This window comes from Streptomyces corallincola (assembly GCF_019104725.1).
Classification (GTDB): Bacteria; Actinomycetota; Actinomycetes; order Streptomycetales; family Streptomycetaceae; genus Streptomyces; species Streptomyces corallincola.
Window position 1 is genome coordinate 1 of record NZ_JAHRXF010000006.1, and the last position, 21,166, is coordinate 21,166.

Consider the following 21,166-nt stretch of genomic DNA (forward strand, 5'->3'; position numbering starts at 1 on the left):
CCCCCCGCCCCCGGGCGGGCCGCCCCACCCCCCCCCCCCCCCTCGTCCGGCCCCCGCCCCCGCAGGGGGGGCGGCCGGGGGGGGGGCGCCCCCCCCCCGCCGCCCCCCGCCCCATCCCCGTACCGCCCACCCCCGCACCACCCGCTCCCGCGCCACCCGCTCGGCGTAACTCCCGCCCCGCCGGGGCATCGCACGGCCCAACCCGGCGTGCGGCACGCACCGGCCACGGGTCGGATGAGGGGTGTGCGAAGCCATATAGCCTCCCCCCGCCGCCGCGCGCGCTGGTCGGTCACCGGCGCCCTCACCGGCCTGCTGCTCATCCTCACCCTGCCCGGCGCGCTGCCCTCCGCCGCCGAGTCCCTGCCCCGGCGCGGCAGCGCCTACATGGGCATCGGAGTCCTCACCCACGACAACCTGGACGTCCTCGCCGAGGACGCCGCGGCGATGGCGAGCCAGACCGCCGCCACCGTCACGAGCGCGGAGAACGCCACCCGCGTCACCCAGACCGAGGGCGTGGACGTCTCCAGCTACCAGGGCACCGTCGCCTGGCCCACCCTGTGGAACAGCGGCGTGCGCTGGGCCTACACCAAGGCGTCCGAGGGGACGTACTACAAGAACCCCTCCTTCACCTCCCAGTACGACGGCGCCCTCAAGGCCGGAATGGTGCGCGGTGCCTACCACTTCGCCACCCCCGACACCACGGGCGGCGCCGCCCAGGCCGACTACTTCCTCGCCCACGGCGGCGGCTGGACCAAGGACGGCAAGACCCTGCCGGGCGCCCTGGACATCGAGTGGAACCCCTACGGCGACGACTGCTACGGCAAGTCCACGACCGCGATGGTCACCTGGATCAAGGACTTCCTGAACCGGTACAAGGCGCGCACCGGGCGCCACGCCGTGATCTACACCGCGACCAGCTGGTGGACCCAGTGCACCGGGAACTACGCCGGGTTCGCCGCCAACAACCCGCTGTGGATCGCCCGTTACGCCTCCACCGTCGGCACCCTCCCGGCCGGATGGAAGGTCCAGACGATGTGGCAGTACACCTCGTCCGGGGCGACCGTGGGGGACCACAACCGGTTCAACGGGGCGCTGGACCGGGTGAAGGCACTGGCCACCGGGTGAAGACGTCGGTCACCGGGTGACGCGCGCCGCCCGGCGCGGGGACGCCTCGCGGTCATGACCCGTCTCACGACATCATGATCCCGAACGTCCCCGCGACGCCCGCCGCGTAGACCAGCACCGCGAGCGGCAGCCCGCCCCACAGCCGCCAGCCGCGTCGGCGGAAGGTCGCCCCGAGCGCGGCCCCGACCGCCGCCGCGAGCCCCGCCCACGGCAGCAGCATCGTCAGCAGGATGCCGCCGGTGCCGCAGCGGAACACCGGGTTCTCCAGCGAGCAGTTGTCCGTGGAGAAGACGGACACGAAGAACACCAGCGCGTTCACCAGACACGCCAGCGCGCACAGCACGCAGACCACCACCACGTACGCCGTCGTCCACGGCGCCGGCCGGTGGACCCCCGTTCCGGCGTACGCCCCGCCGCGCACCCCGCCGGCCCCGCTGTCCCGTCCCGCCCCACCGTTCACGCCCGCCCCCTCGCCCCGCCGTTTCCCCGTAACGGGTCCACCGTAGGAGCGGCCCCCCGACGCCCGCCTGAGTACGCGCACTCAGGTGGGCGTCCGCGCTGCTCGGGCGTCCCCTGCCCGCCGGGTCCGGGCCGGTGCGGGGGACGCTTCGGCAGCGCGGTCTGCGTCCGGTGCTGCGTCTTCTTCTCTGTGGCCCGCCCGCCGCCGACGGCAGTCTGCTGCAAAACACGGCATGGAGGCGACAGTGACAGCAGGCCCGGCCCCCGCTGGGGCACCGACCGGCGGCGACATCCCCACCGCATCCTTCGCACAGCGCCGCCTGTGGTTCCTGGACCAACTGGCGGGTCCCTCCGCCGGGTCCACGCTGCCCCTGGCCCTGCGCCTGCGCGGCCCCCTGGACGCCGACCGCCTGGAACGCTCCCTCGCCGCGATCACCGAACGGCACGAGCTGCTGCGCACCCGCTTCACCGCCGTGGACGGCGAGCCGGTGCCCGTCACCGACCCGCCCGCCGGGTTCGCCCTGGAGCGGACCGACGCCACCGGCCCGGACGACCTCTTCGCCCGCCACCTCGGCCGCCCCCTGGACCTCGCCGTTCAGCACCCCGTACGCGCCGTCCTCGCCCGCGTCGCACCCGACGAGCACCTGCTGCTGGTCGAGGTGCACCACATCGCGGTGGACGGCTGGTCCTGGGGCATCCTGCTGGACGAACTCGCCGCCGGATACCGGGGCGAGACCGTCACCGCGCCCGGCACCCGCTACGCCGACTTGGCCCGCGCCGAGGCCGGACGGCTCTCCGGCGACCGGCTGCGCCGCCTCACCGGCCACTGGCGGGACCGCCTCGCCGGACTCGCCCCGCTCGCCCTGCCCACCGACCGGCCCCGCCCGCGCGTCTGGGACGGCTCCGGCGCCGCGCTCCGCTTCGACCTGCCCGCCGACCTCGTCACCGCCGTGGACACCCTGGCCCGCTCCCGCCGCGCCACCCGCTACATGCTCCTGCTCACCGCCTACCAGGCCCTGCTCGGCCACTGGTCCGGCACCACCGACGTCGCCGTGTGCAGCACCCTCGCGGACCGGGGCAGGCGCGGCGCCGCCGAGCTGATCGGGCCGCTCGTCAACACCGTCGTGCTGCGCACCGACCTGTCCGGCCGCCCCGGCTTCGCGGACCTCCTGGACCGGGTGCGCGGCCGGGTCCTCACCGACCTCTCGCACGCCGAGGCCCCCTTCGACCACGTGGTCGGCGCGGTCGGCGGCGAACGCGACCTCTCCCGACACCCCCTCGCCCAGGCGTCCTTCACCCTGCTCAACAGCCCCCTGCGCCCCGTCTCCATGCCCGGCCTGGCCGTCGAACTGGTCGAACCCCCGCTCACCGAAACCCCGTTGGACGTGTTCCTCGACCTCACCCTGCGCACCGACGGCAGCATCGCCGCCGTACTCCAGTACGCCACCGCCCTGTTCGACCCGGCGACCATGCGCGGCTTCGCCGACTCCTACGTGGCGCTGCTGCGCGCCGTCCTCGACGCCCCGGACACCCCGGTCGGCGAACTCGCCGCCGCGCTGCCCCTGTTGGCCTCCGCCGCCCGGCCCCGCCCCGAGTGGCACCGCGCGTCCGACCGGCCCGCCGGACCCGCCGAGCCGGTCCGCTACGCCGGTGCCCCGGACGCCACCGCCCTGATCTGCGGCGACGACCGCGCCACCTACGCCGAACTCGACGCCCTCACCGGCGGTCTCGCCGCCGCGCTCGCCGCCACCGGGGTGGTCCCCGGCAGCCGGGTCGGGGTGCTGCTGCGCCGGGGCCTGTGGTCGGCCGCCGCCGTGGACGGCGTCTGGCGCGCGGGCGGGGTGTATGTCCCGCTCGACCCCGAACTCCCGCCGGAGCGGCTCCGGTTCATGGCGGAGGAGGCCGATCTCGGCTGGGTGGTGGCGGACGCGGCGAACCTCGAAACCGCCCACGGACTCGCCCCCGCAGTCGTGGACACCGGCACCGTCACGCCCGTGGCCGACGCTCCCCGGCACATCCCCGACCCGCGCGAACTCGCCCATGTCATCTTCACCTCCGGCTCCACCGGCCGCCCCAAGGCCGTCGGTGTGGAACACGCCGCGCTCGCCTCGCACGTGGCCGCCGCCCGCGCCCGCTTCGGGATCACCGCCGCCGACCGGGTCCTCGCCTTCGCGTCGTTCGCCTTCGACGCCTCCCTGGACCAACTGCTGCCCGCGCTGACCTGCGGTGCCACCGTGGTCATGCGCCCGGACGAGCCCTGGCTGCCCACCCAGGTCCCCGAGATCGTCCAGCGGCACGCGCTCACCGTCGTCAACGTGCCCCCGACCTACTGGGCCGAGCTGACCCTCTCGCTGGACCGGCGGCTCGCCGCCGCGCTCACCCCGCTGCGGCTGCTGGTCCTCGGCGGCGAGGCCGTCCCCGCCGACACCCTCGCGCTCTGGCGGGCGGCCGTCCCCGGGGTCCGCGTCTGCAACGCCTACGGGCCCACCGAGACCACCGTCACCGCCACCACCTACGACGCCGGGGACCCGCCCGACGGCGCCGTGCCCATCGGCCGCCCGCTCGGCGGGCGCCGGGTGCACGTCGTGGACCCCGACGGCACCGAGGTCCCCGTCGGCGCCACGGGCGAACTTCTCATCGGAGGAACCGAGTTGGCGCGCGGCTACCTCGGCAGGCCCGCCCTGACCGCCGAACGCTTCGTGCCCGACCCGTTCGGCGCCCCCGGCGGGCGGCTCTACCGCACCGGCGACCTCGTCCGCTGGGGCGCCACCGGGGACCTGGAGTTCCTCGGGCGCCGCGACGACCAGGTCAAGATCCGGGGCTTCCGGGTCGAACTCGGCGAGGTCGAGACCGTGCTGCGCGGCTGCCCGCAGGTCGCCGCCGCCGCCGTACGGCCCGACCGCGCCACCGGCCGCAGCCTCGTCGGCTACGTCGTCCCCGCCGACGCGGGCGACCCGGCCACCGGCACGGAGGCGGGCGCCGGTCCGGCGGCCGTGGACCGGGCCGCGCTGCGCGCCTGGTGCGCCCGGCACCTCCCGGGGTACGCGGTGCCCTCCGAGTTCGTCGTCCTGGACGCCCTCCCGGTCGGCGTGTCCGGCAAACTCGACCGGAACGCGCTGCCCGACCCCGCGCACGCCCGCTCCGCCGACGCGGCCTACGTCGCACCCCGCGACGCGACCGAACGCGTCGTCGCGGAGGTGTGGGCCGATGTGCTCGGCGTGGACCGGATCGGCATCGACGACAGCTTCTTCGACCTCGGCGGCCACTCGCTGCTCGCCACGATGGCCGTCTCCCGGATCGCCCAGCGGCTCGGCCGCGAGATCGAACTCCGTACCGTCTTCGAACACCCCACCGTGCGCGGCTTCGCCCCGCGGGTCGCCGCCGCCCGCCTCTCCGGCACCGCCGAGATCGTGCCCGCCGACCGCACCCGGCCGCTGCCGCTGTCCTTCGCGCAGGAACGCCTGTGGTTCCTGGACCGCACCTCCGACCACGGCGAGTCCTACCTGCTCTGGTACTCCTGGCGGGTACGCGGCGGCCTGGACCGCACCGCCTGGCAGCAGGCCCTGGACGACCTGGTCGCCCGGCACGAGGTGCTGCGGACCGCGCTGATCGAGTCCGACGGGCGGCCCGTGCAGCAGATCTGCGACCCGGTCGGCGTGCCCCTGCTGTGGGAGAGCGCGCCGGACGCCCCCGAGGAGACGGCCCGGCTGGACGCCGTACGGCGCCGCGCGGTCGCCCTCGCCACCCGGCGCTTCGACCTCGCCCGGCCCCCGCTGCTGCGGGCCGGGGTGTGGGAGCTGGCCGACGACGACCATGTGCTGGTGCTGTCGCTGCACCACGCGGTCACCGACGGCTGGTCCAAGGGCGTCCTGCTGGACGAACTCACCGCCCACTACCGGGCCCGGCTCACCGGCGGGCCCGCGCCACTGGCCGAACTGCCCGTGCAGTACGCCGACTTCGCCGCCTGGCAGCGCGAGCGTGCCGACAACGGCGCCCTGGAACCCCAACTCGCCTACTGGGAAGAAGCGTTGGCCGACGCGCCTGCCCTGGAACTGCCGACCGACCGGCCCCGGCCGCCCGCCTTCACCGGACGCGGCGGCGCCGTCGAGGTCGAGCTGGACACCGGACTCGTGGGCCGGGTGGACGCGTTCGCCCGGCAGCGGGGCGCGAGCCGCTTCATGGTGCTGCTCGCCGCCGCGCAGGCCGTCCTCGCCCGCTGGACCGGACAGACCGACGTGTCGGTCGGCACCCCGGTGGCCGGGCGCGACCGCGTCGAACTGGAGCCGCTGATCGGCTACTTCGTCAACACCGTCGTCCTCCGCACCGACCTCGCCGGACGGCCCGCCTTCTCCACCCTCGTGGACCGGGTGCGGGACACCGTCCTCGGCGCCTTCGACCACCAGGAGGTCCCCTTCGAACGCGTCGTGGAACGGCTCCGGCCCGCCCGCGACCTCTCCCGCAACCCGCTGTTCCAGGTCATGGTGGACGTCCAGGACGCCGCTACCGGCGGTACCGGACGGCTGCCCGGACTCGACACCGCCGCCTTCGAACTCCCCTGGGGATCGGCCAAGTTCGACCTGACCGCGACCTTCCTCGTCCGGGACGACCGGTTCGCCCTCAACATCGAGTACGCCGCCGACCTCTTCGACGCCGACAGCGCCGCCCGGTTCGCCCGGCACGTCGGCCGCCTGCTCGCCGCCGCCCTCACCGACCCCACCCGCAGAGTGGACGAGGCACCCCTGCTCACCGCCGGTGAACACCGGGACCTCGTGGCCGCCGCCGGACACGACAGCGCACCGGCACCCGCGTTTAGCCCGGCCGGACACGCGGACCGCGTCGCCGTCGTCTGCGGCGACCACCGCCTGGAGTACGCCGAACTCGACGCGCTCACCGGCGGACTGGCCGCCGATCTGGTGGCCGCCGGGGTCGCACCCGGTGACCCCGTGGGCGTCCGGGTCGGCCGGAGCGTCTGGTCGGTGGCCGCGATGCTCGCCGTCTGGCGCGCCGGGGGCGTGTACGTCCCGCTCGACACCCGGCTGCCCGCCGAGCGGACCCGCCTGATGCTGGCCGAGACCGGCGCCCGGCACATCGTCACCGACCCCGGCACCCGCGACGGCGTCACCGGCCTCGACGCCGTCACCGTGGACGTCGGCGCCGTCACCCCGGCCGCCGACGGCCCCCGGCACACCCCCGCACCGGACGACCTCGCCTACGTCATCTTCACCTCCGGCTCCACCGGCCGCCCCAAGGCCGTCGGCGTCGAACACCACGCCCTGGACGCCCATGTGGCCACCGCACGGGCCGAGTTCGCGCTCACCGAGGACGACCGGGTGCTCAGCTTCGCCTCCACCTCCTTCGACGCCTCCCTCGAACAGCTCCTCCCCGCACTCGCCGCCGGGGCCACCGTCGTCGTACGCCCCGAGGAGATCTGGGCACCGGAGGAACTGGCCGAACGGGTGGCCGCCGAGCGGATCACCGTCATGGAACTCACCCCGTCCTACTGGGCGGAGGTCGTCGCCCGCATCGACACCCTCGCCCCGCACCTGACCTCACTGCGGCTCCTGGTCACCGGGGGAGAGGCACTGCCCGCCGACCCGCTCGCCCGCTGGTTCGCCGCCCTGCCGCAGGTGCCCGTCGTCAACACCTACGGCCCCACCGAGACCGTCATCTCCGCCACCGCCCGCCGGGTCGAGCACGCCCCCGAGGGCAGGGTGCCCATCGGCCGCGCCCTCGGCAGCCGCCGCGCCCACGTCGTGGACCCCCTCGGCAACCTCGTCCCGGACGGGGTCCCCGGCGAACTCCTCATCGGAGGACCTGAGTTGGCGCGCGGCTACCTCGGCCGTCCGGCACTCACCGCCGAACGCTTCGTACCCGACCCGTTCGGCGCCCCCGGCGGGCGGCTGTACCGCACCGGCGACGTCGTACGCCGACTCCCCGGCGGGGAGCTGGAGTTCCTCGGCCGCAACGACGACCAGGTCAAGATCCGGGGCTTCCGCGTCGAGCCCGGCGAGGCCGAAGCGGTGCTGCGTGCCCACCCCGGAGTCCGCGCCGCAGCTGTCCTGGTCCGCCCCCTGCACGGCGAACCCGCGCTGATCGGATACGCGGCCGGTGACGGGCTCTCCGCGGAGTCCCTCGCCACCCACTGCCGCGCCCAACTGCCGCACTACCTCGTCCCGTCCGCCTTCGTACTGCTCGACCGGCTGCCGCTCACCGTGCAGGGCAAGCTCGACACCGCCGCGCTGCCCGCACCCGCCGCGCCCGCCGCCCGCGCCTTCACCGCACCGCGCACCCCGGCCGAGACGGTCGTCGCGCAGATCTGGTGCGAGGTGCTCGACCTGCCCCGGATCGGCGTCCACGACGACTTCTTCGCCCTCGGCGGACACTCCCTGCGGGCCGTCTCCGTGGCCTCCCGGCTCCGTACCGCCTTCGACTGCCCCCTCCAGGTGCGGGACGTCTTCGAACACCCCACGGTGGAACGGCTCGCCGCCGAGGTGGAACGGCGCCTGCTGGAGCTGATCTCACAGATGAGCGACGACGAGATCGACCTGTCCCTCACGGCGGACTTCTAGCGCGGGCTTCGAAGGTCCCGTCCGCCCGGCGACGCCAGGCGCGCCCGCCCGCCCGGACCCGCGAAGTACCGCCTCTCCAGAACCTGTTGTACCCGCACCCTGCGCACCTCGCCGTACCCGCCCCGACACACCAGCTTCCCAGCGTGAGAACGGAGTGCCCCCATGACCACGTCCGACGTGCGTCCCGGCCCCCCCACCCCCGGCGACGGCCTCTCCCCGGCGGCCCGGCGGCTGCTGGAGCAGCGGCTGCGCGGCACCGCCGCCGTCCGTGACGACGGTCCCCGGCGCGTCACCGAGCGCCCCGAGCGCGTCCCGCTGTCCCCGGCGCAGCAGCGGCTGTACTTCCTGGACCGGCTCGACCCCGGTGCCGCCACCTATCTGCTGCCCGCCGCCTGGCGGCTCACCGGCCCGCTGGACCGGCCCGCGCTCCACAGCGCCGTCGCCGAACTCGTCGCCCGGCACGAGCAGTTGCGGGTGGTGTTCCCCGAGCACGAGGGCGTGCCGCACCAGCGGGTGCTGCCCGCCGACGGCGCACCGCTCACCGAGGTGGACGTGACCGGCGCGTCCGGCGCCGACCGGGAACGCCGCCTGGACGCGGCCGTGCACGCCGCCGCCGTACGCCCCTTCGACCTCGCCCGTGAACCCGCGTTCCGCGCCACTCTCGTCCGGGCCGCCGACGACGACCACGTCCTCGTCCTCGGCATGCACCACATCGTCTCCGACGGCTGGTCCCTGGACCTGATCGTCCGCGACCTCACCGAGCTGTACCGGGCGCGCCGCGCCGGACACGACGCCGCGCTGCCCCACCTCCCGCTGGACTACACGGACTACGCCCTCTGGCAGCGGGAGAGCGACGAGTCCGCCGCACTCGACCACTGGCGTTCCCGGCTCGCCGGACTCACCCCGCTGGACCTGCCCACCGACCACCCCCGCCCCGACACCCCCGGCGGACCCGGCGCCGCGCACACCGTCACCCTGCCCACCGCGCTCACCGACCGGCTCGCCGGGCTGGGCCGACGGCACGGCACGACCCCGTACATGACGGTGCTCGCCGCCTTCCAGGCCGCGCTGGGCTTCCACACCGGGCAGAGCGACATCGCCGTCGGCACGGTCGTCGCCAACCGCGAGCAGGCCGCGACCGAACAGCTCGTCGGGTTCTTCGTCAACACCCTGGTGCTGCGCGGCGACCTCTCCGACGACCCCACCCCGGCCGCGCTGCTCGCCCGGACCCGCGACCGGGTGCTGGAGGCGTTCTCCCACCAGGCACTGCCGTTCGAGCGGGTCGTGGACGCCCTCAGCCCCGACCGCGACCTGGCCCGCAACCCGCTCGTCCAGGTCCTGTACACCCACACCGACACCACACCCGGCTCCTTCGCCCTCGGCGCCGCCACCGGCACCCCGCACCCGATCGCCCTCACCACCGCCAAGTTCGACCTCACCCTGGACCTGCGCGACGGCAACGGCCGCACCGACCTGGTGTTCGTGTACCGGCCCGACCTGTTCGAGGAGGCGTCCGTCGCCGCGCTCGCCGCGCACACCGTCCGCCTGCTCGACGCCTTCTGCGCCACGCCGGACACCCCGCTCGGCTCCATCGACCCGCTCACCCCGGCCGAGCGCGCCCACCTCCTCGGCCCGGACGGACCCGCAGGCGCCCTCCCGGACGGCGGACCCGCGCCGCGCACCGCCGCCGACCGGGTCGCCGGACACATCGCCCGCACCCCGGACCGCACCGCCGTCACCGGCTCCGGGCAGAGCCTCACCTACGCCGGACTCGACGCCCGCGCCTCGGCGCTGGCCGCCCGGCTGCGCGCCCTCGGCGTCACGCGTGGCGACCTCGTCGGCGTCTGCCTGGACCGCACCCCCGACCTGGCCGCGGCCCTGCTCGGCGTCTGGCGGGCGGGCGCCGCCTATCTGCCGCTCGACCCGACCCACCCGGCCGCGCGCCGCGAGTTCACCGTCACCGACTCCGGGATCACCCTGGTCGTCACCGACCGGGCGACCCGCCCGGCCGTCGAGGGCCTGCCCGTACGACTGGTCCCGGTGGAACCGGACGACGACCACGAACCGGCCGCGCACACCGCCGACCCGCTGCCCGCCCCCGACGACCTCGCCTACGTCATCTACACCTCCGGCTCCACCGGCCGCCCCAAGGGCGTCGAGGTCACCCACGGCAACCTGGCCTGGCTGCTCGGCGCCGCCGACCGGCACTTCGACTTCGGCCCGGACGACGTGTGGACGCTGATGCACTCGCCCGCGTTCGACTTCTCCGTGTGGGAGCTGTGGGCGCCGCTCGCCACCGGCGCGCGGGTCGTGGTGCTCGGCGCCGACGAGGTCCGCGACCCGGTCGCCGTTCACCGGGTGCTGCGCGCGGAGGGCGTCACCGTCCTCAACCAGACCCCGGCCGCCTTCAAGGGCCTGCGCGCCCACCTCGCCGCCGAGGGCGCCGACCTAGGCGAACTCGCCCTGCGCACCGTGGTGTTCGGCGGCGACGCGTTCGACGTACGGGACTACCGCGACTGGTTCGCCGCACCCGGCCGCCGCCCCGAACTGGTCAACATGTACGGCATCACCGAGACCACCGTGCACGTCACCCTCCGCACGATCACCGCCGACGACGTGGCCGCCGAGGTCCGCTCACCCATCGGCCGCCCGCTCGCCGGACAGCACGGCCGGGTCCTGGACCGCTGGGGACGGCTCGTGCCGACCGGCGCCACCGGCGAGCTGTACGTCAGCGGCGGCGGAGTCGCCCGCGGCTACCGCAACCGCCCCGAACTCACCGCCGCGCGCTTCCTCGACGACCCGTTCGCCCCCGGCACCCGGATGTACCGCACCGGCGACCTGGTCCGCGTCCTGCCCGACGGACAGCTCGGCTACGTCGGCCGCGCCGACCACCAGGTGAAGATCCGGGGCTACCGCATCGAACCCGGCGAGATCGAGACCGCGCTGCGCACCCTGCCCGGTGTCGCGGACGTGGCCGTGGTCGCCCGCCGCGACGGCGACGGCGCCCGGCTGGTCGCGCACGTCGTCACCCCCGAGGCCCGCCCCCTGGACGCCCCCGCGCTGCGCGAAGGGCTTCGGCTGACCCTGCCCGACTACATGGTCCCGGCGCTGTTCGTCCGCCACGAGCGGCTCCCGCTGACCGCCAACGGCAAGGTGGACCGGGCCGCGCTGACCGCCGTCGAACCCGCCGCCACCACGCGCGGCGGCCACGTACCGCCCGAGGGGCCGGTCGAGCGGGCGCTCGCGGGGGTGTGGACACAGGTCCTCGGCGCCGAACACGTCGGCCGCACCGACAACTTCTTCGACCTCGGCGGCGACTCCATCCTCGCGCTGCGCCTGGTCGGACTCGCCCGGCAGGCCGGACACGCCTTCAGCGTCGCGGACGTCTTCCGCGCCCGCACCCTCGCGGACCTCGCCGCGCTCGCCACCGACGCCGAGGAGATCCCTGAGCCCGTCGCGCCGTTCTCCCAGCTGGACCCCGCCGACGCGAGCCGCCTCCCGGAGGGCCTGGCCGACGCCTACCCGCTGACCATGCTCCAGGCGGGCATGCTGCACGAGATGCTGGCCGACCCCACGCGCGGCGCCTACCACAACGTCACCGACCTCAAGATCAACGTGCCCGAGGGCTTCGACCTCGCCGCCTTCCAGGCCGCCGTGGACGCCGTCGTCGCCGGACACCCGATCCTGCGCACCTCCGTGGACCTCGTCTCCTACCGCGAACCCCTCCAGCTCGTGCACCGCGCCGCCCATCTGCCCGTCGGCTACACCGATCTGCGCGCACTGCCCCGAACGGAGCAGCGGGCCCGCCTCACCGCCTTCGTGGACGAGGAGTTCGGCCGCCGCTTCGACCTCGCCGCCGCACCCCTGGTCCGTATCCACCTGCACCACGTCACCGACCACGACCTGCGGCTCGTCCTCACCGACTGCCATGTCGTCCTGGACGGCTGGAGCCTGACCTCGCTGATCGCGGACCTGCTCGCCCTGCACCGCGAGGCCGTCGCCCACCGCACCGCGCCCCGTCCGCCCGCAGCCCCCGCCTTCGCCGAGTACGTCGCCCTGGAGCGGGCCGCGCTCAGCAGCGACACCTCGCTCGGCTACTGGCGGGACCGGCTCACCGACCTCGACCCGGTCCGCCTCGCCCGCCGTCCCGACGGCCCCGAGCCGGGGCAGCCCCCGGTGCACGAGGTCCGCCGTTCCTACGCCCACCTCGCCGAGCGCATCGGCCGACTGGCCAAGGAGGCGGGCGTACCGCGCCGTACGGTGCTGATGACCGCCTTCCACCACACCATGAGCCTGTTCGCGCGGGCCGACGACAGCGCCCTCGGCCACAGCATCGGCCTGGTCACCAACGGCCGCCCCGAACTGCCCGGCGCCGACCGGATGCGCGGGCTCTTCCTGAACACCGTCCCGTTCGGCGTCCCCCGCCCGCGCGGCAGCTGGCTCAGCTACCTCCGCGACGTGTTCACCGCCGAGCAGGAGATGCTCCCGCACCGCAGGGTCCCGCTCGTGCGCATCGCGGAACTCCGGCCCACCGAGCCCAGTTGGACCGACGCCGTCTTCAACTACGTCAATTTCCACCGGCTTTCGCACGACTCCTGGGACGACTCCCTGGAGATCGCCCGCACCATGTTCCCGCTGCTGGTCAACGCCGGCGTCAACGCGTTCACCCTGGACGCCGACCCCGAGTACGTGACACCGACGACCGCCGGGCAGGTGGCCGACGTGTACTGCGCCCAGCTGGAGGCGATGACCGCCGATCCGCACGGCCGCGTCACCCGGCCCGCCCTCACCGGCGCCGCCCGTGCCCTCGCCCTCGACGTGTGGGGGCGCGGCCCGGACCTCCCGTCCTCCCCGCTGCTCTTCCACCAGCACGTCGCCGGACACGCCGCCCGCACCCCGGACGCGGTGGCCGTCGAACACGGGGACCAGTACGTCTCGTACGGCGAACTTCAAGCGCGGTCAGAGGAGTTGGCGCGGCGGCTGCGCCGGCTCGGCGTCGGCCCCGAGACCGTCGTCGGCATCTGCGTCGAACGCGGCCCCGGACTGCCCCTGGCCGCCCTCGGGGTGCTCCACGCGGGCGGCGCCTTCCTCCCGCTCGACCCCCAGCACCCCGCCGAACGGCTCGCGTTCATGGCCGAGGACAGCGGGATGCGGGTACTGCTCACCGAGTCGGGCCTCGCCGGTACCGTGCCGTTCGACGGGCCCGTCCTGCTGCTGGACGACGCCCCGGACCGTGACCTTGACCGCGCCCCGGACCGCACTGCGGACGGCGGGCCCGACGCCGAACCGGAGACCTCGCGGTCCGCTTCCGCCACCGATGGGCCCGGCGCCGACACCCTCGCCTACATCATCTACACCTCCGGCTCCACCGGCACCCCCAAGGGCGTCGCCATCCCGCACCGGGGCCTGTCGAACATGCTGGAGGGGCAGCGCGACCTGATCCGGCCCACCGCCGGGGACCGGGTGCTCCAGTTCGCCTCCTTCGGCTTCGACGCCTCGATCCTGGAACTGACCTGGTCCCTCGCCAACGGCGGCCGACTGGTCACCGCGTCCAAGGAGGCGCTGCGGCCCGGCCCCGACCTCGCCCGCACCCTGCGCGAACACCGCGTCACCGGCGGTATGCTGCCGCCCAGCGCGCTCGCCGTCCTCGGGGACGACGACTTCCCCGACCTCCGCGTCCTCCAGGTCGCCGGGGAGTCCTGCCCGGCCGAACTCGCGGACGTCTGGGCACGCGGCCGACGCTTCCACAACGTGTACGGCCTCACCGAGACCTCCGTGTGGTCCCTCGCCGCCGAACTCGCCCCCGGCCAGGGCCGTCCCGCCATCGGCACCCCGATGCGCAACACCCGCGTCCACGTCCTCGACGACGACCTCCAGCCCGTCCCGGCCGGGGTGCCCGGCGAGATCTACCTCGGCGGCGACGCCGTCGGCCGCGGCTACCTCGGCCGTCCCGCCCTCACCGCCGCGACCTACGTCCCCGACCCGCACGGCGCCCCCGGTGACCGGCTCTGCCGCACCGGCGACCTCGGCACGCACCGCCCGGACGGCTCGGTCGAATGGCTCGGCCGCCGCGACTCCCAGGTCAAACTGCGCGGCTTCCGCATCGAACTCGGCGAGATCGAGCACGCGTTGCGGGCCCTGCCCGAGCTCCGCCAGGCCGTCGTCCTGCACCGCACCGACCTGCCGGGCGGCGAACCCGCCCTCGTCGCCTACGCCGTCGCGCACGACGGCGTACGGCCCGAACCCGAGGAACTGCGCCGGGCGCTCCGCGCGTCCCTGCCCGGCTACATGGTGCCCGCCCGGTTCGTCCTGCTGGACGAGATGCCCGTCAACCGCAGCGGCAAGACCGACAAGCGCGCACTGCCGCTCCCGGCGGCCGAACTCACCGGTGAGGAGAGCGAGTACGCCGCGCCGGGCACCCCGGCGGAGAAGATCCTCGCCGAGGTGTGGCGGGAGGTCCTGGGGCTCGCCCGGATCGGAGTGCACGACGACTTCTTCCGCATCGGCGGGAGTTCCCTGTCCACCGTCCGCGTCTCCCTGATGGCTGCCGCCCGTGGACTCACCGTGTCCGTGGGGGACCTGATCGAGCACCCCACCATCGGACGGCTCGCCGCGCACGCCACCCGCACCGCCGACGCGGGCGTCCCCGCCGCCGTCACCTCCGAGGTCCGGCTCCGCGAGGGCACCGGCAGCCCCCTGTGGTGCGTGCACCCCACCGGCGGCAGCGCCGCCTGGTTCGTCCCGCTCGCCCGCGCCCTCGCGCCCGGCCGCCCCGTGCACGCCTTCCAGGCGCGCGGCCTGCTCGGCGGCGTGGACCCGAGCACCGTCACCGGCATCGCCGCCAACTACGTGGCCGAGATGACCGAACGCGACCCCGACGGCCCGCACACCCTGCTCGGCTGGTCGATGGGCGCCAACATCGCCCTGGAGATGGCCACCCAGCTGCACCGCGCGGGACACCGCGCCGACCCGCTCGTCCTGATCGAGCCCTACCTGCCCAACCCGGCCGCCCGCGCCCGCCTCACCGGCGTCACCGACGACCTGCGCGCCGCCCTCCAACTCCGCGACAGCGTCCGGGAGATGGAGCCGTCCGCGCAGCGCGACCGGACCACCGCCGAACTCACCGCCGTCCTCCTCGGCGCCGGGATGAGCCCCGCCGAGGCCGCCCTCGTGGAGAACGCCCCCATCGAGGTCTGGCACTCCCTGCTCGCCGCCCTCGCCGGATACGAGGTCCGCCCCTACCCCGGCCACATCCACCTCGTCGTCGGCAGCGAGGCCGCCGGACTGCCGCGCGGACGGCACATGCCCGGCCTGGACGTGGACTACGACACCTATGTGCGGCGCTGGCGGGAGGTGGCCGGTGACGGACTCACCCTGCACATCAGCGACGGCGACCACATGTCGATGATGGCCGAGCCGAGGGTCACGGGCATCGCCCGCGTCCTCGACGGACTCGCCGCCGGTTCCGCCCCGAAGGAGACCCGATGATCGCCACCACCGTGGCCCCGGCCGCCGTCTGCCCGATGTCCCACGGGGTGTCCGGCACCGCGCCGCTCCCGGCACCCGCCCCCGCCTCCGCCTTCGACAAGGCCGCCACCTTCACCGAGCGCTACCTGCTCGCCCCCGACATGGTCGCCGCCCCCTACGCCCACCTCGACGCCCTCCGCGACCACGCCCCGGTGCACTGGAGCCCGATGCACCACGCGTGGCTGGTCACCGGGTACGAGCAGGTGATGCGCTGCCTGCGCGACCCGGCTGTCTCCGCCGACCGGGTGCGGCCCCTGATGGACGCCGTACCGCAGGGCGCCCGCGACGACGCCGAGCGGGCGTTCGGCATCCTGTCCCGCTGGATGGTCTTCAACGACGCGCCGCAGCACCGCCGACTGCGCCAGGTCTTCCAGGAGTCGTTCGCCGCGCGGGCCGTGAACCGGTACCGGGCGTTCACCGAGAAGGCGACCGCCGCCGTCCTCGCCCGCCGTGCCGCCCCCGGCCGCACCGGCGACCTGATGGCCGACCTCGCCAAGCCGCTGCCCGCACTGGTCTTCGCCCGCTGGCTCGGCATCCCGCGCACCGACTCGGCCGCCTTCTGGTACTGGAACGCCCGGGTGGCCGATCTGGTGCTGGGCACCGCCCAGGAGGAGAGCGAGTACCGCGCCTCCCTCCAGGCGCTGGTCAGTCTGGAGGACTACCTCGCCTCCCTGGTCGCCCGGCGGCGCGCGGAGCCCGGCGACGACCTGATCAGCCAGGTGCTGGCCGAGGGCCGGGTCGGGGACACCGTCACCGAACTCGAATTCGTCGGCATGCTCACCCAGATGGCGTTCGCGGGCGGCGAGACCACCAGCAACCTCATCGCCAACACCCTCCTCGCCCTGCACCAGAACCCCGACGCGCTGACCGCCGTACGGGAGGAACCGGAGCTGGTGCGCGGCGCCGTCGAGGAGACGCTGCGGCTGGACGGCCCGTCCAAGATGTCCATCCGCACCGCCAGGGCCGACCTCGGACTCGACGGGCACACCCTGCGCGCCGGGGACCGGATCTTCCTGGTCACCGCGGCCGCCAACCGCGACCCGGCCCGCTTCCCCGACCCCGGCCGCTTCGACGTACGGCGCACCGGCGCCACGCACCTCGGACTCGGGTTCGGCGCGCACTTCTGCATCGGCGCCGCCCTCGCCCGGCTGGTCGCGTGCGCCGCCGTCTCCGCCCTGGTCCGCGACCACCCCGGCCTCACGGTCACCGACCCGGCCGCGCTGACCTGGCAGCCGTCCCTGCTCAACCGCAGCCTCACCGCCCTGCCCGTCCGCTACTGACACCGGCGAGCACCACCCGCCGCGCCGCCCGGCCGTACGCCGGGCGGCGCGGCACCCCGACCCCGAAAGGCACCCCCTGATGGCCACCACCCTCGCCGGAGCCGAACCCCGCCTGTGGGCACCCGCTCGACAGCGGCCCTTCCAACTCCTCTGGCTGGGACAGTCGTTGTCCCTGCTCGGCGACGGGTTCAGCGTCGTCGCCTTCTCCTGGCTGACCCTCGGCCTGACCGGCTCCACCCTCACCCTCGGCTACGTCCTCGCCTTCCAGGCCGTACCCCGCGCCCTGCTCACCCTGGTCGGCGGCACCCTCGGCGACGCGTGGTCCACCCGCACCCTGATGATCGTCTCCAGCTGGATCCGTGCCGTGCTGATGGCTGCGGTCGGACTCGCTGGGCTCGGCGGGCACTTGACGGTGTGGATGCTGTGCGCGGCGGCGGCGCTGTTCGGCGCGGTGGACGCGTTCTTCCAGCCCGCCCGCGTCTCCATCCTGCCCTCGGTCGTGGACAAGGGGATGCTCACCCAGGCCAACGCCCTGCTCGGCGCGGGCTCCCGCACGGCCGCCGTCCTCGGCCCGGCCGTCGGCGGCGCTGTCATCGCCGTCACCGAGGCACCGGTCGCGTTCGTGGTGGACGCGGTGTGCTTCGCGCTGTGCGGATGGTGCGTCGCGGGCATCCGAACGGCCAACCGGACCAAGCGGGTTGACGAGTCCCCGGCGCCCGCGGCCGAGGCGCCGCCGTCCCTGGGCGCCCGCATCCGCGAGGGTGTCGTCTACACCCTGCGCGACTCCCGGCTCCGCACGATCGTCGCCCTCGACACGGCCGTGAACTTCTGCTACGCCGGACCGTTCACGGTCGGTTTCGCCACCCTCGCGGACCAGGTGCTGCGCGGCGGCTCGGCCACCCTCGGCATCCTCAACGGCTCGCTGGCGGGCGGCGCGATGCTCGGCACCCTCGCGGGCGGCGCGCTCGGCGGCCGTCCCCGCGTCGGCATGCTGGTCGCCGCGCTCGCGGGCTGGCTGGGGGCCGGGATGGCCATGCTCGGCCTGGTGCACAGCACCCCGGCGGTCGTCGGCACCGTCCTGGCGATGGGCTTCGCCATCGGCTTCCAGGGCGTCTTCGGCCTCAGCTGGATTCAGCGCAACATCCCGCAGAACGTCCTCAGCCGCGTCATCTCCGTGGACATGGTCCTCGGCTACGCCGCCGCCCCCCTCTCCCTCATCGTCTGTGGCGCTCTGGCCCGCGTCAGCACGGCCGCCATGTTCGGCCTGGTCGCGGCGGTCCTGGCGGTGACGGCCCTCATGGTCCTGACCTCACGGGAGGTCCGGGCGATGCGCTGACCCCGGCGCACCGGGGCGGTCGCGCGCGGTGTGCGGTGGTGGTCGGGTATACGGCCCCACGGAAGTCCGCGCGGCTTCCGCCGGGCGCCGACGACCCCTCCGCAGTCCTGCTGCCGACCCAACTCCCTTTGCATGCAGCTCACGTCGGCGCGTGTGTGCCCGTCATCAGTGCCGCAAGGTCCTCCGGGGCCAGGAACGAAGGGGGCGGAGGCGGGCCCCAGTTGAAGAGGCCCTGGGCGCCCTCGAAGGTCTCCGGGGTCCAGAGCTGGTCGTCCACGACGCAGTCCATGTCGGAGTAGTACTCGGAGAAGTTGCCCGCCGGGTCCTTGAGATACCAGAAGAAGTTGGAGCCGGCGTGGTGGCGGCCGAGGCCCCAGATGTGCCGCTCGGGGTGGCCCTCCAGCATGCGAGTGGCTCCGCGCCCGACCTCGTCCACGTCGTCCACCTGCCAGGACGTGTGGTGCAGGAAGGCGACCGGGGCACGCAGCACCAGCACGTTGTGGTGGTCGGTGGAGCAGCGCAGGAAGGCGCCCTCGCCCGCGATGCGGTCCGACAGCCGGAAACCGAGCCCGTCCAGGAAGAACCGCTCGGTCGCGGCCACGTCCGTCGTGCCGACGACCACGTGCCCCAGTTTGCGCGGCTGTACCGCGCCGGTGCGCAGCACGCCGGGCGCCCGGCCGACCCGCTCCAAGCGGCCCGGCCCGTTGTACGGCGTCGCGGGCAGCGTCCGCTGGGTCTGCCGGTGCTCGGTGCGGACGACCACCCGGACGCCGGTGACCGGCTCGACCGCGCCGAGTCCCTCCGCCGTCCACTCGGCCGCCGTACCGAGCCGTCCCAGTGAGGCCGCGATCCGGCCGAGGTCGTCGGCGTCGTCCGCGCCGACGTCGATCTCCACCAGCCGACGCGTCGGGCTCGGTACCAGGCGCAACTGTTCGCCTCCGTCGGTGGTGGCGAACGCCCGCTGGTCCGCGCGGGTGTCCAGCAGCGGGCGCAGGCCGAACTCCCGGTAGTAGTCGCCGGTGCTCGCTACGTCGGGGACTCCGACGACCACGCGGGACAGTCGGTGCAGACTCATGGCGTCTCCTCGTTCGGTTGCCGGTGCGTTGCGATGCCCTGTCGTCGTGCGCGTACGGGGTTCAGCCGGTCACGAAGCTCTGCCGCAGTTCCCCGATTCCCTCGATCCGGCTGGTGAGAACGTCGCCCGGTGCCAGGAACCGCTGCGGCGACCGGCCGAGGCCGACCCCGGCGGGCGTACCCGTGAAGATCAGGTCACCGGGGTGCAGCGGCAGCACCGCCGACAGCCCCTCGATCAGCTCGGCCACCGGGAACAGCAGGTCGGCCGTGGTGCCGTCCTGCACCTGCTCCCCGTTGACCGCACAGCCGAGCCGCAGCACGGCCGGGTCGGCGAACTCGTCCGGCGTGACCAGCCACGGCCCGGTCGGCGCGAAGCCGGGGTACGACTTGCCGAGGCTGAACTGCGGTGCGGGACCGGACAGTTGCAGTTCGCGCTCGCTCAGGTCCTGGCCGACGGTGAGACCCGCGACGTACTCCCAGGCGCGCGCCGCCGGGACGTTCCGGGCGGTACGGCCCACCACCACGACGAGTTCCACCTCCCAGTCGGTGCGCCCGCCGTCCGGCAGCCGGACCGTGGTCACCGGACCGGACAGCGAGGAACGGAACTTGGTGAAGACCGGCGGGAAGCGGTCGGGGCGGTCGAAACGCGACTCCGCCGCGTGCTCCGCGTAGTTGATGCCGATGGCGAAGACCTGCTCCGGGGCCGGGGCGGGCGCGCCGAGGTCCGCCGCGTCGAACTCCGCCGCCCCGGCCGTGTCCGCCCCCGCCGCCCAGGCCAGGAAGTCGTCCCAGTGCGCGAACACCGCCTGCGGGTCGGCCGCGAACCGGCCGCCCGACTCCTTCTCCACGTCCACCGCCCGCACCGGAGCGTCACCGGTGAACAGCGTGAGCCTGCCCGCGAGATTTCCGATACGCACCGCCGACCTCCTCCGCCGGGCCCTCCGGCCTGCCGTCCAGCCTGGACCCGCAATATCGGTAGGTCAAGATAATTTCGACATTTGAGCTGCACATCGAACACCCTTACGCTGTTCGATGTGCAGCGAGCGACGACGACACGGACCGAGCAGACCTACACCGCGCTGCGGGCGGACATCCTCGCCGGGCGCCGCCGACCCGGAGACCGCCTGCCTTTCGCGGAACTCTGCGCCGCCTACGGCGCCAGCATGGGCGTGCTCCGCGAGGCCCTGTCCCGGCTCACCGCCGAAGGGCTGGTGGAGAGCCTGCCCCAGCTCGGTTTCCGGGTCCGCTCCGTCTCCCTGGAGGACCTGCGCGAACTCACCGACGCGCGCTCGGAGATCGAGACCCTGGTGCTGCGCCGCGCCATCACGGACGGCGGCCTCGACTGGGAGTCCCAGGTGCTCGCCACCCACCACCGCCTGGAGCGCACCCCGCAGGCCGACGCGGACGACCCCGAACGGCTCAGCGAGGAGTGGGTCACCGCCCACGCCGCCTTCCACACCGCCCTGCTCGCCGGATGCGCCAACCAGCGCCTGCGTACCGTCGCCCACTCCCTGCGCGACGCCGCCGAGCTGTACCGCCGCTGGTCCGTCCCGCTCGGCACCGGCAGCCGCGACATCGCCGCCGAACACCGCGAGATCCTCCGCGCCGTCCTGGACCGCGACGCCGACGCCGCCGTCACCGCCCTGGACGCGCACATCCGCCGCACGACACGGGCACTGGACGACGGGACGGAACCGGCGGAGGACCGAGAACCGTGACCCGCGCGCCCCGTCGCCCGGTCAAGTGCGGTGCGGCAAAAGGTCGTTGACGCGCTTCGGGCCGAACGGCCCACCGCG

At 74.7% G+C, this 21,166-nt stretch carries 9 protein-coding genes; 6 read left to right on the forward strand and 3 right to left on the reverse strand.

Annotated elements, in window-relative coordinates; all coding sequences use genetic code 11:
• Nucleotides 1-243: 243 nt before the first annotated feature.
• Nucleotides 244-1,125, forward strand: a complete 882-nt coding sequence (locus KUM39_RS06525) for a lysozyme (RefSeq protein WP_372455719.1) — start codon at nucleotides 244-246, stop codon at nucleotides 1,123-1,125.
• A 64-nt stretch (nucleotides 1,126-1,189) separates the two neighbouring features.
• Here KUM39_RS06525 and KUM39_RS06530 read toward each other — a convergent pair whose 3' ends face one another.
• Entirely contained in the window at nucleotides 1,190-1,585 is a 396-nt protein-coding gene (locus tag KUM39_RS06530; RefSeq protein ID WP_217784448.1) for a hypothetical protein, read from the reverse strand.
• Between the two features lie 244 nt (nucleotides 1,586-1,829).
• On the opposite strand from KUM39_RS06530, the gene KUM39_RS06535 reads away from it, so the two are divergent.
• The 4 genes from KUM39_RS06535 to KUM39_RS06550 all read left to right on the forward strand — a co-directional run bounded on the left by KUM39_RS06535 (nucleotide 1,830) and on the right by KUM39_RS06550 (nucleotide 18,296).
• A complete protein-coding gene (locus KUM39_RS06535) occupies nucleotides 1,830-8,153 on the forward strand; it encodes a non-ribosomal peptide synthetase (RefSeq protein ID WP_217784449.1) in 6,324 nt (2,107 codons plus the stop codon).
• A 162-nt stretch (nucleotides 8,154-8,315) separates the two neighbouring features.
• Nucleotides 8,316-15,641, forward strand: a complete 7,326-nt coding sequence (locus tag KUM39_RS06540) for a non-ribosomal peptide synthetase (RefSeq protein WP_217784450.1) — start codon at nucleotides 8,316-8,318, stop codon at nucleotides 15,639-15,641.
• Entirely contained in the window at nucleotides 15,638-16,960 is a 1,323-nt protein-coding gene (locus tag KUM39_RS06545) for a cytochrome P450 (RefSeq protein WP_246619720.1), read from the forward strand. Before KUM39_RS06540 ends, KUM39_RS06545 begins: the two co-directional genes overlap by 4 nt.
• Before the next feature lie 79 nt (nucleotides 16,961-17,039).
• Nucleotides 17,040-18,296: an MFS transporter gene (locus KUM39_RS06550; RefSeq protein WP_217784451.1), complete on the forward strand. Its 1,257-nt coding sequence runs from the start codon at nucleotides 17,040-17,042 to the stop codon at nucleotides 18,294-18,296.
• A 139-nt stretch (nucleotides 18,297-18,435) separates the two neighbouring features.
• Here the strand turns inward: KUM39_RS06550 and KUM39_RS06555 are convergent, their stop codons facing one another.
• Complete coding sequence (locus tag KUM39_RS06555; protein WP_217784452.1) at nucleotides 18,436-19,371, reverse strand: VOC family protein; 936 nt, start codon at nucleotides 19,369-19,371, stop codon at nucleotides 18,436-18,438.
• A 61-nt stretch (nucleotides 19,372-19,432) separates the two neighbouring features.
• On the reverse strand, nucleotides 19,433-20,287 hold the full coding sequence (locus KUM39_RS06560; protein WP_217784453.1) for a fumarylacetoacetate hydrolase family protein: 855 nt from the start codon (nucleotides 20,285-20,287) through the stop codon (nucleotides 19,433-19,435).
• Nucleotides 20,288-20,404: 117 nt separating this feature from the next.
• Between KUM39_RS06560 and KUM39_RS06565 the strand changes: the two genes are divergently transcribed.
• The gene (locus tag KUM39_RS06565; protein WP_217784454.1) at nucleotides 20,405-21,088 is read left to right on the forward strand and encodes a GntR family transcriptional regulator; all 684 of its coding nucleotides are present in this window, start codon (nucleotides 20,405-20,407) and stop codon (nucleotides 21,086-21,088) included.
• Nucleotides 21,089-21,166: the final 78 nt, after the last annotated feature.

What these genes read in the sequence shown, in the direction of transcription:
- KUM39_RS06540 (WP_217784450.1), top strand. Translation starts at nt 8,316, where the DNA reads ATGACCACGTCCGACGTGCGTCCCGGCCCCCCCACCCCCGGCGACGGC.
- KUM39_RS06545 (WP_246619720.1), top strand. Translation starts at nt 15,638, where the DNA reads ATGATCGCCACCACCGTGGCCCCGGCCGCCGTCTGCCCGATGTCCCAC.
- KUM39_RS06550 (WP_217784451.1), top strand. Translation starts at nt 17,040, where the DNA reads ATGGCCACCACCCTCGCCGGAGCCGAACCCCGCCTGTGGGCACCCGCT.
- KUM39_RS06555 (WP_217784452.1), bottom strand. Translation starts at nt 19,371, where the DNA reads ATGAGTCTGCACCGACTGTCCCGCGTGGTCGTCGGAGTCCCCGACGTA.